15 protein-coding genes and 1 tRNA gene are annotated in these 15,031 nt (G+C 70.6%); 3 read left to right on the top strand and 13 right to left on the bottom strand.

Annotated elements, in window-relative coordinates:
• Position 1: 1 nt before the first annotated feature.
• The 11 genes from coaE to polA form a co-directional block, all read right to left on the bottom strand.
• Complete coding sequence (gene coaE / locus ES689_RS04710) at positions 2-652, bottom strand: dephospho-CoA kinase (protein WP_146900814.1); 651 nt, start codon at positions 650-652, stop codon at positions 2-4.
• A gap of 111 nt (positions 653-763) precedes the next feature.
• Entirely contained in the window at positions 764-2,209 is a 1,446-nt protein-coding gene (rpsA, locus tag ES689_RS04705) for a 30S ribosomal protein S1 (RefSeq protein WP_123545838.1), read from the bottom strand.
• A gap of 148 nt (positions 2,210-2,357) precedes the next feature.
• Complete coding sequence (locus ES689_RS04700; protein WP_146900810.1) at positions 2,358-4,046, bottom strand: DUF885 domain-containing protein; 1,689 nt, start codon at positions 4,044-4,046, stop codon at positions 2,358-2,360.
• Positions 4,047-4,123: 77 nt separating this feature from the next.
• Entirely contained in the window at positions 4,124-4,393 is a 270-nt protein-coding gene (locus tag ES689_RS04695) for an HPr family phosphocarrier protein (protein ID WP_146900808.1), read from the bottom strand.
• Positions 4,394-4,451: 58 nt separating this feature from the next.
• Complete coding sequence (locus ES689_RS04690) at positions 4,452-5,519, bottom strand: zinc-dependent dehydrogenase (RefSeq protein WP_146900805.1); 1,068 nt, start codon at positions 5,517-5,519, stop codon at positions 4,452-4,454.
• A gap of 19 nt (positions 5,520-5,538) precedes the next feature.
• Positions 5,539-6,003, bottom strand: coding sequence for a PTS sugar transporter subunit IIA (locus ES689_RS04685; RefSeq protein WP_146900802.1), 465 nt, complete (start codon positions 6,001-6,003; stop codon positions 5,539-5,541).
• A 2-nt stretch (positions 6,004-6,005) separates the two neighbouring features.
• The gene (locus ES689_RS04680; protein WP_146900799.1) at positions 6,006-6,314 is read right to left on the bottom strand and encodes a PTS lactose transporter subunit IIB; all 309 of its coding nucleotides are present in this window, start codon (positions 6,312-6,314) and stop codon (positions 6,006-6,008) included.
• Between the two features lie 57 nt (positions 6,315-6,371).
• Positions 6,372-7,538 (bottom strand): PTS mannitol transporter subunit IICB, encoded by a 1,167-nt coding sequence (locus ES689_RS04675; RefSeq protein ID WP_146900796.1) that lies wholly within the window; start codon positions 7,536-7,538, stop codon positions 6,372-6,374.
• 22 nt (positions 7,539-7,560) lie between these two features.
• Positions 7,561-8,583: a 1-phosphofructokinase gene (pfkB, locus tag ES689_RS04670; protein ID WP_146900793.1), complete on the bottom strand. Its 1,023-nt coding sequence runs from the start codon at positions 8,581-8,583 to the stop codon at positions 7,561-7,563.
• On the bottom strand, positions 8,580-9,341 hold the full coding sequence (locus tag ES689_RS04665; protein ID WP_123545849.1) for a DeoR/GlpR family DNA-binding transcription regulator: 762 nt from the start codon (positions 9,339-9,341) through the stop codon (positions 8,580-8,582). Before ES689_RS04665 ends, pfkB begins: the two co-directional genes overlap by 4 nt.
• A gap of 198 nt (positions 9,342-9,539) precedes the next feature.
• On the bottom strand, positions 9,540-12,212 hold the full coding sequence (gene polA / locus ES689_RS04660; protein ID WP_146900790.1) for a DNA polymerase I: 2,673 nt from the start codon (positions 12,210-12,212) through the stop codon (positions 9,540-9,542).
• 44 nt (positions 12,213-12,256) lie between these two features.
• On the opposite strand from polA, the gene ES689_RS04655 reads away from it, so the two are divergent.
• Entirely contained in the window at positions 12,257-12,733 is a 477-nt protein-coding gene (locus ES689_RS04655) for a PaaI family thioesterase (protein WP_146900786.1), read from the top strand.
• A 63-nt stretch (positions 12,734-12,796) separates the two neighbouring features.
• On the opposite strand, the gene ES689_RS04650 is transcribed toward ES689_RS04655, so the two are convergent.
• Positions 12,797-13,402, bottom strand: a complete 606-nt coding sequence (locus tag ES689_RS04650) for an ANTAR domain-containing response regulator (protein ID WP_146900783.1) — start codon at positions 13,400-13,402, stop codon at positions 12,797-12,799.
• Between the two features lie 38 nt (positions 13,403-13,440).
• On the opposite strand from ES689_RS04650, the gene ES689_RS04645 reads away from it, so the two are divergent.
• Together ES689_RS04645 and ES689_RS04640 are read left to right on the top strand one after the other, a co-directional pair.
• A tRNA-Leu gene (locus ES689_RS04645) sits at positions 13,441-13,523 on the top strand.
• Between the two features lie 300 nt (positions 13,524-13,823).
• Positions 13,824-14,027 carry a cold-shock protein gene (locus ES689_RS04640; protein ID WP_055797427.1) on the top strand — a complete coding sequence of 68 codons (204 nt, stop codon included), beginning with the start codon at positions 13,824-13,826 and terminating at the stop codon, positions 14,025-14,027.
• Between the two features lie 322 nt (positions 14,028-14,349).
• Here ES689_RS04640 and ES689_RS04635 read toward each other — a convergent pair whose 3' ends face one another.
• A complete protein-coding gene (locus tag ES689_RS04635) occupies positions 14,350-14,967 on the bottom strand; it encodes a hypothetical protein (RefSeq protein WP_146900778.1) in 618 nt (205 codons plus the stop codon).
• Positions 14,968-15,031 lie beyond the last annotated feature (64 nt).

Here is a 15,031-nt window from a genome sequence, read left to right as displayed (position 1 = left end):
TCTAGGAGCGACCACTGACACTCGGCCCCGAGGGCCCCGCCGCCTTCGCCGCTGACAGCGAACGGAGCACCTCGGCGACCTCGTCCGCCCGCACGAGCGTCGCCTCCAGCGAGATCGACGAGTCGACCACGAGGTCAGCGACGGCGAGACGGGCGTCGTCGTCGGCCTGCGCGTCGACCCGGCGGACCGCCTCCTCGGGGCTCATCCCCCGGAGCTCGACCAGACGCGTCAACCGCACCTCGCGAGGCGCGTGGACGACGACGACCACGTCGAACTCGCCCGCGCCCCGCGTCTCGACCAGGAGGGGGACGTCGTACACGACCACCCTCGCGGGGTCGTCGGCAACGGCCTCTTCCATCCGTCGCCGGGAGAGCTCGCGGACGGCCGGGTGGGTGATCGCCTCGAGGTCCCGACGGGCCGCCGGGTCGGAGAAGACGAGAGCGCCGAGCGCTGGCCGGTCGAGTTCTCCCGAGCGGGTGAGGACGTCGTCGCCGAAGCGCCGCCGGATCGCCTCGAGGCCGGGCGTTCCCGGAGCGACGACCTCTCGCGCGAGCTGGTCGGCGTCGACGTGTGCCGCACCCCGCTCGGCGAGACGGCGGGACACGACGCTCTTGCCGGCGGCGATGCCACCGGTCAGGCCACAGACGAACATGCGTCGAGGCTACCTGGGACCGCGGCCCGGGAACGCCGAACGGCGGCCCCCTCGAGGAGGGGGCCGCCGTTCGAGTCGGTCAGGCGCCGAGGCGCCGCGACCTGGGTGTGACTAGTTGCTGCTGGACAGCTTCTCGCGCAGTGCTGCGAGCGACTCGTCGTCGGCGAGGGTGCCGGCACCGGCGGTCTCGCTCGAGAAGGTCGAGCCCGAGGGAGCCTCGAAGGAGGCCTCTTCGGTGAGCGACGCGGCGACCTGCTTCTTGTGCGCCTCCCAGCGAGCCTGGGCGGCAGCGTAGTCCTGCTCCCACTTCTCGCGCTGCGAGTCGAAGCCCTCGCGCCACTCGTTCGTCTCCGGGTCGAAGCCCTCGGGGTACTTGTAGTTGCCCTGGTCGTCGTACTCGGTGAGCATGCCGTAGAGCGCCGGGTCGAACTCGGTGCCCTCGGGGTCCACGCCCTCGTTGGCCTGCTTGAGGCTCAGCGAGATGCGGCGACGGTCGAGGTCGATGTCGATGACCTTGACGAACACCTCGTCGCCGACGGCGACGACCTGCTCGGCCAGCTCGACGTGCTTCGCCGACAGCTCGGAGATGTGCACGAGGCCCTCGATGCCGTCCGCGACGCGGACGAACGCGCCGAAGGGGACGAGCTTCGTGACCTTGCCCGGCGCGACCTGTCCGATCGCGTGGGTGCGGGCGAAGACCTGCCACGGGTCCTCCTGCGTCGCCTTGAGCGAGAGCGACACGCGCTCACGGTCGAGGTCGACTTCGAGGATCTCGACGGTGACTTCCTGACCGACCTCGACGACCTCGCTGGCGTGCTCGATGTGCTTCCAGCTGAGCTCGGAGACGTGCACGAGGCCGTCCACGCCGCCCAGGTCGACGAACGCGCCGAAGTTGACGATCGAGGAGACGATGCCCTTGCGGACCTGGCCCTTGTGCAGGTTGTTGAGGAACGTGGTGCGGCTCTCGGACTGCGTCTGCTCGAGGAGCGCACGGCGCGACAGGACCACGTTGTTGCGGTTCTTGTCGAGCTCGAGGATCTTCGCCTCGATCTCCTGGCCCAGGTAGGGCGTGAGGTCGCGGACGCGGCGCAGCTCGATGAGCGACGCGGGCAGGAAGCCACGGAGGCCGATGTCGACGATGAGGCCGCCCTTGACGACCTCGATGACCGTTCCGGTGACGACGCCGTCGGCGTCCTTGATCTTCTCCACGTCGCCCCAGGCACGCTCGTACTGAGCGCGCTTCTTGGACAGGATCAGACGGCCTTCCTTGTCCTCCTTCTGGAGGACGAGGGCCTCGACGGTGTCGCCGACCTCGACGACCTCGGTGGGGTCGACGTCGTGCTTGATCGACAGCTCGCGCGAGGGGATGACGCCCTCGGTCTTGTAGCCGACGTCGAGGAGGACCTCGTCGCGGTCGATCTTGACGACGGTGCCCTCGATGAGGTCGCCGTCGTTGAAGAACTTCAGGGTCTTCTCGACCGCGGCCAGGAAGTCATCAGCGGATCCGATGTCGTTGATGGCGACCTGCTTGGGTGCCTTGGTCGTTACGGTTGTCATGTAGTTAGTGCTCCAGTGAAAGCATGTATCGGGCCGTGGTCGTCCCGGAGGGCTGGGCCTTCTCGGGGGTGTCGACCGCGGCGTGCGGACAGATCGGCGCAGATAGCGCTGGTACATACTACCTGCGCGTCGCCCCGGCGGGCAACGATTACGAGAGCAGCGCGCGCCGCAGCGTGTCGAGCCCGACGCCCCCGAGCTGGAGCGCCTCGCGGTGGAACGCGCGGAGGTCGAAGTCGGCCCCCTCGCGACGAGCCCGCTCGGCCCGCAGGTCCTCCCAGATGCGCTGACCGACCTTGTACGAGGGCGCCTGGCCCGGCCAGCCGAGGTAGCGGTCGACCTCGAAACGGACGAACTCATCGTCCATGTTGACGTTGGCGCGCATGAACGGGAGCGCGTTCGCGTGGCTCCAGGGCTCGGTCGAGCCGGGGAACTTCTTGCCGAGGTGCACGCCGATGTCGAGCACGACCCTGGCGGCGCGCATCCGCTGACCGTCGAGCATGCCGAGGCGGTCGCCCGGGTCGGACAGCCAGCCGAGCTCGTCCATCAGCCGCTCGGCATAGAGGGCCCACCCCTCGGCGTGCCCCGACGTGCCCGCGAGCTGACGGCGCCAGGTGTTCAGCAGCGCGCTGTTGTAGACCGCCTGGCCGAGCTGGAGGTGGTGCCCCGGCACCCCCTCGTGGAACACGGTCGTCGTCTCGCGCCAGGTCCCGAAGCGCGTGACGCCCTCGGGCACCGACCACCACATGCGGCCGGGGCGGGAGAAGTCGTCGCTGGGGCTCGTGTAGTAGATGCCGCCGTCCCTGGTCGGCGCGATGCGGCACTCGAGACGCCGGACGGGCTCCGGCACGTCGAAGTGCGTGCCGGCGAGCTCGGCCACGGCGCGGTCGCTGAGCTGCTGCATCCACTGCTGCAGCGCCTCCGTGCCCTCGAGCTGTCGCGCGGGATCGGCGTCGAGGACGGCGATCGCCCGCGCGACGTCCGCGCCCGGCTCGATCTCGCGAGCCACCGCCTCCTGCTCGCTCGTCATGCGGGCGAGCTCGTCGAGTCCCCACTCGTACGTCTCGTCGAGGTCGACGGTCGCTCCGAGGAACCGCCTCGAGTGCAGGGCGTAGGCGTCGCGGCCGACGCCGTCCTCGACCGCGGCCGCCGGCAACAGCTCGTCGAGGAGGAACCGGCGGGCGGCGAGGTAGCCCTCCCCCGCCGAGGAGGCGCCCCTCGCGAGGTCGGACGCGAGCGCCGACGAGGGGGCGGTGCCGTCGGCCAGTCGCGCGGACGAGGCGAGCTCGGCGAAGAAGCCGTCCGGCGACCCGATCCGGGCGCACTGCTCGGCCACCGCCTCCACCTGGCGCCGCGCCGGGACGACGCCCTCGGCGATGCCCTGCCGGAGGGTCTCCACCAGCTGCGCGAGGGCCCGGTCGACGCGGCCGAGTCGCGACGCGACGTCGACCCAGTCGGCTTCGGTCTCGGTGGGCATGAGGTCGTAGACGTCGCGGATCGCCTGGATCGGCGACGCGAGGACGCTGAGGTCGCGCAGCTGCAGGCGCTGTTCGGCGTACTCGAGGTCGAGGCGGAGCTCGGCCCCCAGGTCGTCCTGGGTGACGCGGTCGACGTCGTCGACCGGCGACGCGGCCTCGAGCTCGGCGAGCACACGCCGGACGGCCTCGACCTGGCGTTCGTGCCCGGCGGGCGAGTAGTCGCCGTACTCGCCCGTGCGCCCCTCGCGTCCGATCCACGTCGCGGTGGTGGGGTCGAGGTCGACGAGCTGGTCGACCCAGCGCTCGGCGATGCCGTCGATCGGGGTCTGCGGGCGGACGGGAGGCGTCGTGGGCTCGGTCATGGGTCGAGGCTAGCGATACGACGGCGGGGCGTCGCCTCGACCGGTGTCGACGCGACGCCCCGCAGGACGGACGGGCGCTACTCGGCGTCGAGGTCCGTCTCGAGCAGCGTGGCCAGCTCGTCGAGGGCCGCGTCGGCGTTGTCGCCGTCGGTGGCGAGGACGACCTCGTCGCCGTGGCCGATGCCGAGCGACAGGACGCCGAGGATGCTGGCGGCGTTGACGGTCTTGCCCGCGGGCGAGGTCAGCGTGACCTTCGCGCCGCTCTTGCCGGCGGCCTGGCTGAACAGCGAGGCGGGACGGGCGTGCAGGCCGACGCTCGAGGCGATGGTGACGGTGCGTTCTGGCATTTCTTCTCCTTGGTCGAGACCGGTCTGGTCGAGGTGCGGGCCGGGGCCCTGGACGGTGTCAGTCGTGGGGGTGAGGCTCGATCGTGACCTTGATGGCCTCGCCGCTGGCGATGGCCTCGAGGGCGTCGTGCAGGCGCTCGAGCGGGAAGCGGTGGGTGACGAGGTCGCCCACCACGACCTCGCCCGAGGCGATGAGGCGCAGTGCCTCGCGGTTGTGTGCCGGGCTCGACCCGTTGACGCCCACGATCGTCAGCTCACGGTAGTGCACGAGGTTCGAGTCGATGCTGATCAGCGAGTCTCCGCGGGCGAGGCCCCCGAAGAGGCTGAGGCGGCCGCCGGGTGCGAGGAGGGCCAGCGCCCGTTCCTGGGCCGGTCGCGAGGCCGCCGCGGTGATGACGACGTCGACGCCGAGACCGCCGGAGGCGGCGCGCACCTGGTCGAGGACGTCCTGCCGGCCGTCCGCACCCGCCTCCACCGCGACGGCGAGGTCAGGGCGGACCAGGGCAGCGGCCCGTGCGAGACGATCCGCGTTCGCGTCGAGGAGGATCACCTGCCGCGCTCCCCTGGCTCGCGCGAGCCGGACGTGCATGCAGCCGATCGGCCCCGATCCGATGACGAGGACGCTGTCGCCGGTCCCGACCCTCGCGAGCTCCTGTCCGTTGAGGACGCAGGCCAGGGGCTCGACGAGCGAGGCCTCCTCGGACGACACGTGGTCGGGGATCCGGTTGACGCCGTCGACGGCGAGGACGGCGGCAGGGACGACCATGAACTCGGCGAAGCCGCCGGCGTACTGGTAGCCGATGCTCGTCTGAAGCGGGCAGACGCTGGGCCGGCCCGCCCGACAGACGTCGCAGGTGCCGCACGGGACGGCGGCGATGACCTGGACTCGATCCCCTGCCGACCAGCCCGACACGCCGTCGCCCACCTCGACGACGGTGCCCGCGACCTCGTGTCCCATCACCTGCGGGCCGGTCATGTGGGGGTGCCCCGACCGCATGATCTTGAGGTCGGTGCCGCAGGCGGAGCAGTTGTCGACACGGAGGAGGAGCTCACCGCGAGAGGCCCCGGGCGTCGACACGTCGTCGAGACGCACGTCGCCCGGGGCCCACCACTTCGCTGCTCTCACGGGGAGACCGAGCCGCCCGTCACTCGTCGTCGTCGGTCGACGCGAGCAGCTCGTAGACCTCCGACGTCGTCGTGGCACCGCGGAGCGCGGCGGCGGAGTCGGGGTCCATCAGGATGCTGGCGAGCTGGCTCAGGATGGCGATGTGGCCGTTGCCCGCCGCGGCGATGCCGACGGCGACCGAGACCTCGTTGCCGTCCCAGTCGACCGGGGTCGGGAAGCGGAGCACGACGAGCGCGTCCTTCTTCACCGAGTCCTTGCCGGCGAGCGTGCCGTGCGGGATCGCGACGCCCTCGCCCACGTAGGTCGACACCGAGTTCTCGCGCTCGAACATGGCGTCGACGTAGGACTCGTCGATCGCCCCGGCCTCGATCAGCGCCTGGCCTGCGGCGCGGATGGCCTCGTCGCGGCTCGATGCCCTCTCGTCGAGACGGATCGACGACTCCGCGAGGAGCGACGTCAGCTCGGGTGCCTGCTGGTCCGCCATCGTCAGACCTCGACCGTCGTGCCGTCCTGGATGGCCTTGACCACCTTGGCGACCGAGGGGTCGCCCATGAACAGCTGGAACGGGACGACGGGGATGTTCGGCACGACGCCGCGCGCACGCTCGGCGAGGTTGTTCTGCGTCACGACGACGTCGGCGTCGGCCGGGATGTCGGCGACGGGCGAGTGCTCGACGGTGACGCCGCTCTTCTTGAGCTGCTTCTTCAGGGTCGAGGCGAGCATGACGCTGCTGCCCATGCCCGCGTCGCACGCGACGATGAGCTTCTTGATGGAGGAACCGTCGAGGGTTGCCATGTCAGTCTCCTTGTTTCTCAGGGTGGGGGGCCGGCCGGAGCCGGCCCCCCGAGTCAATCAGTTGGACGCTGAGGGCGCGGCCGTGCCCTTGCTGGTCGCCTTGTTGGCGGCCGTGGCGGCCTGGGCGTCGGCGAGTGCCTGCGCCTGGGCGGCGTCGTCCTCGGCGGCGGCCTCGCGCTTCTCCTTGCGGCCGAAGCCCATGAGGAACGAGCAGACCACGAACGAGACGGCGGCGGACAGCAGGATGCCGACCAGGATCACCGGGAAGTCGCCGGGGGCGGCGACGAGGGCGTAGGCGATGATGCTGCCGGGCGAGGGGCTCGCGACCAGGCCGACCCCCGTCAGGAGGAAGAAGCCGACACCGGTCGCGCCGCCGAGGACGGCGCCGATCAGCAGGATGGGCTTCATCAGCACGTACGGGAAGTAGATCTCGTGGATGCCGCCGAAGAACTGCACGATGATCGCTGCGGGCGCCGACGGACGGATGGCGCGCGGTCCGAAGAAGAGGAACGCGAGCAGGATGCCGAGGCCCGGACCGGGGTTCGACTCGAGCATGAACAAGATGGACTTGCCGGACTCGGCAGCCTGGTCGATGCCGAGGGGCGTCAGCACGCCCTGGTTGATGGCGTTGTTGAGGAACAGGATCTTGGCCGGCTCGATCAGCAGGGACGCCAAGGGCAGCAGGCCGCGCTCCACGAGGAAGTCGACCCCGTTGCCGAGAACGGTCGTGAGGCCGGACGTCAGGGGCGCGATGCCGAAGTAGGCACCGATCGCCATCGCCCCGCCGAAGATGCCGAGCGAGAAGTTGTTGACGAGCATCTCGAAGCCGGACTTGATGCGACCGTCCAGCGCCCGGTCGAACTGCTTGAGCAGCAGCGCGGCCAGCGGGCCGACGATCATCGCGCCGAGGAACTGCGGCTTGTCGGTCGCGACGATGACGCCCATCACGGCGATCGAGGCGATGACGGCACCGCGCTGACCGTGGACCATGCGTCCACCGGTGTAGGCGATCAGGATCGGGAGCAGGTACAGGATGATCGGGTCGACGAGCGACGCGACGGTCTCGTTGGGCGTCCAGCCCGTCGGGATGAAGAGGGCCGTGATGAGGCCCCAGGCGATGAACGCGCCGATGTTCGGCATGACCATGCCGGCCAGGAAGCCGCCGAAGCGCTGGACGCGCGCGCGGACTCCTGTTCCGGTGACCGTGGGGGTGAATTCGGACATGAGGGGCGGTACTCCTTCGTACTCAGTGGTGAGTCTCGGTGAGGGTGGTGGGCAGGGACGTGGTGCGTCGGGTGGGGATCGAGGAGGCGGCGGCCGCGTCCCCGACGAGCGGGCTCGTCAGGTCCGGCTGCGCCAGGAGCGACGCCTCGGAGGCGTCGAGGTCGGACGGTGCCGGGACGGTGGTGCCGGGCAGCCTCGTGGCTGCGGCACCCCAGGTCAGGGCGGCGAGGAGGGCGTCGCGGGGGGCGCCTCCTGCGGTCTCGGTCGCGAGGTAGCCGGCGAGGAAGCTGTCCCCCGCGCCGACCGTGCTGCGCGGGACGGCGACGTGCGACGTGCCGACGACGACTCCGTCGGGGCCGACGAGGACGGCGCCCTCCGCTCCCAGGCTCACGAGCACGGTGCCGACCCCGGAGGCGCGGACGGCCTCGGCGGCCGCCACGACGTCGCCGAGGGTGTCGAGCGACCGGCCCGCGAGCTCGGCGAGCTCGGCGAGGTTCGGCTTCAGGAGGTCGGGACGTGCCTCGACCGCCGCGGACAGGGCGTCGCCGCTCGTGTCGACCGCGAGCTTCGCCCCGGTGCGGCGGACGTCGTCGACGAAGCGGGCGAAGGTCGCCGTGCTGATCTCGGGCGGCAGGCTGCCGGACACGACGACCCAGGTCGCGTCCTCCGCCGTGGCCCTGACGACCGCGGTGATGGCGGTGAGGTCGTCGTGGCTCAGCGCGAGACCGGGCTCGTTCAGCTTGGTGACCGTGCCGCCGGGCTCGGCGACGGTCAGGTTCGACCGGGTGCGACCCGAGACGGGCACGTAGCGCGCGCTGACACCGGCCGCGTCGAGGAGGGCGCTCAGCTCGGCGCCCTCGCGGCCGCCGACCGGGAGGACGGCCACGCTGTGCACGCCGTGCGCAGTCAGGGCACGGGCGACGTTGACGCCCTTGCCTGCGGGCTCGAGGAGCGGTGCGCCGGTGCGGACGACGTCGCCGCGGTCGAGTCGACCGACCTCGACGGTGCGGTCGAGGCTCGGGTTGAGGGTGACGGTGACGATCACACGATCACCACCCGGGGGCCGGAGCGCTCGACGTCGTCCGCGAGGTCGGCGTCGACGCCCGTGTCGGTGATGACCGTGTCGACCTCGGAGAGGGGAGCCACGCGGGCGAAGTCCTCGCGGCCGAACTTCGAGTGGTCGGTGAGGATGACCGTGCGCCGGGACGCCGCCATCAGCGCTTTCTTGACCCGCGCCTCGGCGAGGTCGGGCGTCGTGAGGCCCCGCTCGGCGGACAGGCCGTTCGTGCCCATGAAGGCGACGTCGGCGAAGACCTCGGCGATCTGGGTGCGGGTCCACTCCCCCACGGCCGCGAGCGTCCGGCCGCGGACGACCCCGCCCAGGAGGTGCAGGGTCACGTTGGGCCGGGCGACCAGCACGTTCGCGACCGGCAGCGAGTGCGTCACGACGGTGAGCTCGCGATCGGTGGGCAGCAGCTCGGCGAACCGGACCGTCGTGGTGCCGGCGTCGACGATGATCGACCCGCCGTCGGGCAGCTCGTCGAGGGCTGCGCGGGCGATCCGCTCCTTCTCGCCGGCGGCGGAGCCCTCGCGGTCGGCGACGTGGGGCTCGATCCCGAGACGCTCCACGGCGATGGCGCCGCCGTGCACGCGTCGCAGCACGCCCCGACGCTCGAGGGCCGTGAGGTCGCGACGCACGGTCTCCGGCGTCACGGACAGCTCTCGGGCCAGGCCGGCGACCTCGACGCGGCCGCGCGTGCGCGCCGAGTCCAGGATCTGCTGGTGGCGCTCGGGAGCGTACATGCGCGGAGACTCCGTCGTCAGTCGTGCGGCTCGCGGGGCGGTGAGGCCGAGCGGGGATAGCGGGTGGACAGCTGGGGCAGGCGGAACGAGAACAGATGTTGTTCCGGGTTTATATAAGTCCGTTCGGGCCTGCCGGTCAAGTCTGACGCGCGTGTCGGCCCCGCTTGTGCCCGTTTCAGGGGCCAATGGCCCCTCGCCCTAGTGGGCGGCAGCGTCCCAGCTGCCGCCGAGGCCGACGCTGACGTCGAGCGGCACGCGGAGCTCGGCGGCCCCGCTCATGCGACGGCTGACGATGTCGCGGACGTCGTCGACCTCGCCCGGCGCGACCTCGACGATCATCTCGTCGTGGACCTGCAGCAGCACGCGGCTGGCCATCTCGCGCTCGTCGAGCTCGCTGCGCACCCCGAGCATCGCCCTCTTCATGATGTCGGCAGCCGACCCCTGGATGGGCGCGTTGAGCGCAGCTCGCTCGGCGTTCTCGCGCAGGACCCGGTTGGGCGACTTGAGGTCGGCGAAGGGGCGCCGGCGACCGAAGATCGTCTCGGTGTAGCCGTCTTCACGCGCCTTCTCCACGACGTTGCGGAGGTACTCCCTCACGGCGCCGAAGCGCTCGAAGTAGTCGGTCATCAGCTGCTTCGCCTCGGAGCTCTCGATGCGCAGCTGCTTCGACAGGCCGAAGGCGCTGAGGCCGTAGGCGAGGCCGTACGACATCGCCTTCACCTTGGTCCGCATCGCCGGGCTCACGTCAGCCGGCTCGACGCCGAAGATGCGGGCGCCGACGAAGCGGTGCAGGTCTTCTCCCGCGTTGAAGGCCTCGATCAGCCCGGCGTCGCCGGAGAGGTGGGCCATGATGCGCATCTCGATCTGCGAGTAGTCCGCAGTCAGGAGGGTCTCGTACTCGGGACCGTGCACGAAGGCGGCCCTTATCTCGCGGCCTACGGCGGCCTTGACCGGGATGTTCTGGAGGTTCGGGTCGACGGACGAGATGCGGCCGGTGGTGGTGCCCGTCTGGTCGTACGTCGTGTGGATGCGGCCGTCGTCGGCGATCGACTTGTCGAGCGTGTCGATGATCTGCCGCAGCTTGGTCGCGTCGCGGTGCTGCAGCAGCAGCCCGAGGAACGGATGCGGGTGCTTCTCCTGCAGGTCTGCGAGAGATGCGGCGTCGGTGGAGTACCCGGTCTTGGTCGCCCGGGTCCTGGGCATCTCGAGCTGCTCGAACAGGACCTCCTGCAGCTGCTTCGGCGAGCCGAGGTTGACCTCGCGGCCGATCTCGGCGAACGCGTCCGTCGCGAGACCTGCCGCCGTCTCGCCGAGACGCGTGGAGAGCTCGGCAAGGACCGGGTGGTCGGCCGCGACGCCCGTGAGCTCCATGTCGCCCAGCACGGGGACCAGGGGCAGTTCGAGGTCGGTGAGGACGGTGCGGGAGCCCTCGTCGAGGGACTCGTGGAACGACTCGGCGAGCCGGAGCGTGTACCAGGCCTCCGTCGCGACGCTTACCTGCTCGTCGGCGGGGACGAGCTGGTTCGGGTCGGCGACGGGGAGGGTCTCGCCGAGCTGCTCGTAGACGAGGTCGGTCAGGGCGAAGGAGGTGCGGCCCGGCCTGAGCAGCCACGCCGCGACCCGCGTGTCGCCCGCGATGCCGGTGAGCGCGAGCCCCGCCTTGGACAACGCCTTGTACGCACGCTTGGCGTCGTGCAGCACCTTGGGCGAGTCCGCGTCGAGCCACGCCTCGAGGGCCACGTAGTCGCCGCGGCCCGTGGCCCACGGCACATACGCGGACTCGTCGTGGGACGAGATGCCGAGGCCCACGACGCCCTCGGCGCCGTACTCGACGCTGAGCCCGACCGGCGAGGCCGGGTCGGACGCGTGCTTCCTCAACCAGAAGGCGAGTTCTTCGTCGACGAGGGTGCGCACGACGGGCAGTCCGGCCGGGGCGGCCACGACGGCGCCCTCGCCCGCGGCGTCGGGCGTCGCGCCGCTCGCGTCGGCGAGGGTGAGCACCCGCTCGAGGAGGGTGCGGAACTGGAGCTTGTCGAAGAGCTCGCGGACGGCCTCGGCGTCGACGGCGCGGCGCTCGAGGTCGCGGGGCGCCACGGGGAGCTCGACGTCGGTCACGAGGCGGTTCAGGCGTCGGTTGCGCATCGCGCGCTCTTTCTGCTCGCGCAGGTTGCCGCCCACGACGCCCTTGATCTCGTCGGCGTGGGCGATGACCTCGTCGAGGCTGCCGAACTGGTTGATCCACTTGACGGCGGTCTTCTCGCCGACCTTGTCGATGCCGATCAGGTTGTCGCTGGTCTCGCCGACGAGAGCCGCGATCTCGGGGTACTGGTGCGGCTCGATGCCGTAGCGCTCGAACACCTTGTCGCGGTCGTATCGCGTGAGCTCGCTGACGCCTCGTGCCGAGGGGTAGAGCAGCGTGACGTCGTCGTTGACCATCTGGATGGCGTCGCGGTCGCCGGAGACGACGAGGACCCGGTAGCCGTCGTCGCGACCGCGAACGGCGAGCGTCGCGAGGATGTCGTCGGCCTCGAAGTCCTCTTTCGTGATGGTCGTGATGCCCATCGCGTGCAGGGCCTCTTGGAGGAGCGGAATCTGGCCGACGAACTCGACCGGCGTCTCGGAGCGCGTGCCCTTGTACTCGGGGTACTCGCGAGTGCGGAACGAGAACCGCGAGATGTCGAAGGCGACAGCGAGGTGGGTCGGCTTCTCGTTCTTGAGCAGGCTGAGCAGCATCGAGATGAAGCCGTGGATGGCGTTCGTGTGCTGCCCCTCCCGGTTCACGAAACTGTCGACGGGCAGGGCGTAGAACGCCCGGAACGCGAGGGAATGGCCGTCGATGACCAGGAGGGTAGGCTTCGTTTCGTCCGACACCCCGTCAGCCTAGCGGGCGCCCCCGACAGCGGATCCGGAGCACCATGACCGACGCGACCACCTCCTTCTCGTCCAACGACGCCGAGCGGACCGTGCGTCCCGACGCGGCGCTCAGCGACGACGCGGTCGAGCTCTTCCGGCGCCGCGGCGTCGGCGCCCTCGCCGAGAAGATGGGCATCGAGATCCTCGAGATGAGCGCGGAGCGCGCGGTCGGCCGGATGCCCGTCGAGGGCAACACCCAGCCGGTCGGCATCCTGCACGGCGGGGCGCACGTCGTCCTGGCCGAGACCCTCGGCTCCGTGGCGGCGAACGTCCACGCCGGGGCGGGGCGCCTCGCGATGGGCATCGAGCTGAACGCCAGCCACAGCCGGTCGGCCACGACCGGGTGGGTGACCGGCACCTGCACCGCGATCCACCTCGGCCGCACCCTCGCGACGCACCAGGTCGTCATGACGGACGACGAGGGACGCCTGCTCTCGACCGTGCGCATCACCAACTACTTGACCGACGCCCGGGGCTGACGGTGCAGGAGAGGCCCGCCCCACCAGGGACGGGCCTCTCCTCGCGGGCGGGTACGCCGCTCGCTACTTCTTGACGCTCAGCTGCTCGATGATCGCCTGGGCGACGTCGTGCATGGTCAGCCGGCGATCCATCGAGGCCTTCTGGATCCAGCGGAACGCCTCGGGCTCGGTGAGGCCCATCTTCTCGTTGAGCAGGCCCTTGGCGCGGTCCACGAGCTTGCGGGTCTCGAAGCGCTCGACCAGGTCGGCGACCTCGGCCTCGAGCGTGATGATCTGCGTGTAGCGCGAGAGGGCGATCTCGATCGCGGGCAGGAGGTCGTTGGGGGTGAAGGGCTTGACCACGTAGGCCAGGGCGCCGGCCTCGCTGGCTCGCTCGACGAGCTCTTTCTGGCTGAAGGCAGTCAGCAGGACCACGGGCGCGATGTGGTTCTTGCTCAGCGTCTCGGCGGCCGAGATGCCGTCGAGCTTGGGCATCTTGACGTCCATGATGACGAGGTCGGGGCGGAGCTCGGTCGCGAGGGCGACGGCGGTCTCGCCGTCTCCGGCCTCGCCCACCACCTCGAATCCGTTGTCGCGGAGGATCTCGACGATGTCGAGACGGATGAGGGACTCATCCTCTGCGACGACGACGCGACGGGGTGCTGCTGGTGTTGCTTCCTGGTCACTCACGAAGCAGAGCCTACGGTATTCTCGCCTCGTCGTCGTGAGCCGGATTGGCGGAATGGCAGACGCGGGGCACTCAAAATGCTCTGTCCGAGAGGGCGTGTGGGTTCGAGTCCCACATCCGGCACGGTCGACGACTCCCCTCCCCCTGCCCGCGGCGTCTGCGCGGTGCCGACGTGGCACGACCACCAGAGAAGATCGAGACGATCTCGACTTCGTGTGTCGAAACAGTGGACACGGGCCGCTCGTGCACTACGCTGGGGGAACTGGTTGTTGTGTTACGCATTTGTATCTCGCGACGTGCCAGGTCGTCGTTCCCCGGAACGCCGACCTGGAGGCGTCGTTCTCAGAGGGAGCGGACAAAAAGGCACCGCGACGAGCGATCTCGAAATCGGGATCGACAACTCTGATTGAAGGAACAAGAAAAATGGCAACAGGTACCGTTAAGTGGTTCAACTCCGAAAAGGGCTTCGGCTTCATCACCCCCGACGACGGATCCACTGACGTCTTCGCGCACTTCTCCGCGATCGCCGGCGACGGCTACCGCAACCTGGAGGAGAACCAGAAGGTCGAGTTCGACACGGCTCAGGGCAACAAGGGCCTCCAGGCCGAGAACATCCGCGTCATCTGACTCGGCGGCGTCCTCGAGACGCCGATGGTGACGATCTGATCGTCTCCGACACTGAAGCCCCGATCCGCTCCGGCGGATCGGGGCTTCTTCGTGCCCGCACCTCCTCCGGACTGGCCACCAGCAGTCGGCCCGGTGCCGACCTCCCGGTGCGATGTCGACGGCGGGTTCGCGTCGGCAAGTCCTCACGGGTGCGTCGGCGCTGTCGCACGTCGGGCCGGCGGCAGGTGTCGCCGAGCACGCTTCAGGAGTTGCCGACGCCGAGTCGTGCGTCGGCGCGGGCCGCGGGCGGAGCGGTGCGACGACGGCTGCCGCGGGGAGGCGGTCAGAGAGGCAGCGGCAACGGCAGACCCAGGAGGCGCGCGACGGGCTCGTAGTCCGCCGCAGCTCCGCGGTACTCCGTCTCTGCCTCGGCTCCCCCGTCGTCAGGGTCCGCATCTACCCGCAGGGCCCTGGCCTCGACGGCGGCGCGAGCGAGGCGCCAGCGCTCGGCCCGGAGGGACCACAGGGCGAGCTCGTCGCCCGAGGCGTCGTTCGGTGCCGCGTTCGCGACGTCCCACGGCACACGGACGGCCGGCAGGTCGCGGTCGGTCGCGACGGACTGTGCGTCACCCGGGCCCGGTTCACTGAAGTCGGCGAAGAGCCGCTTCGTGCCGATCGCGAGCACGGCCCCGACGGCAGCGCCCGAGATGACGAACGCCACGAGGTCGACGAGTCCCCGGACGTGCCAGACGGCACCCGCCACGGTCCCCATGAAGAAGCCGCCCGTCACTCCCCCGGTGAGGGTCCAGGCATCGACGAGGGACGACCGGCCGTCGGCAGCGAGCCCGGTGCCCGCCCGGCTGCGCCTGGTCGCGTCCACGTCGTGGCCGGTCCCGCTCGGCACCACCCACAGGGCACCTCCCACGACGAAGCAACGGGGGTGGGACGGGCCGACGGACATGGCGGGAGGCTACGCCCGCAATCTGTGGGCCCGGGAACGACGACGGCCGGGCCGCCTCCGAGGA

This window comes from Frigoribacterium sp. ACAM 257, from assembly GCF_007954365.1.
In the GTDB taxonomy this organism is placed as follows: domain Bacteria; phylum Actinomycetota; class Actinomycetes; order Actinomycetales; family Microbacteriaceae; genus Frigoribacterium.
Note: the sequence above shows the minus strand (reverse complement) of the source record. Positions and strands in the feature narration are given on the sequence as shown.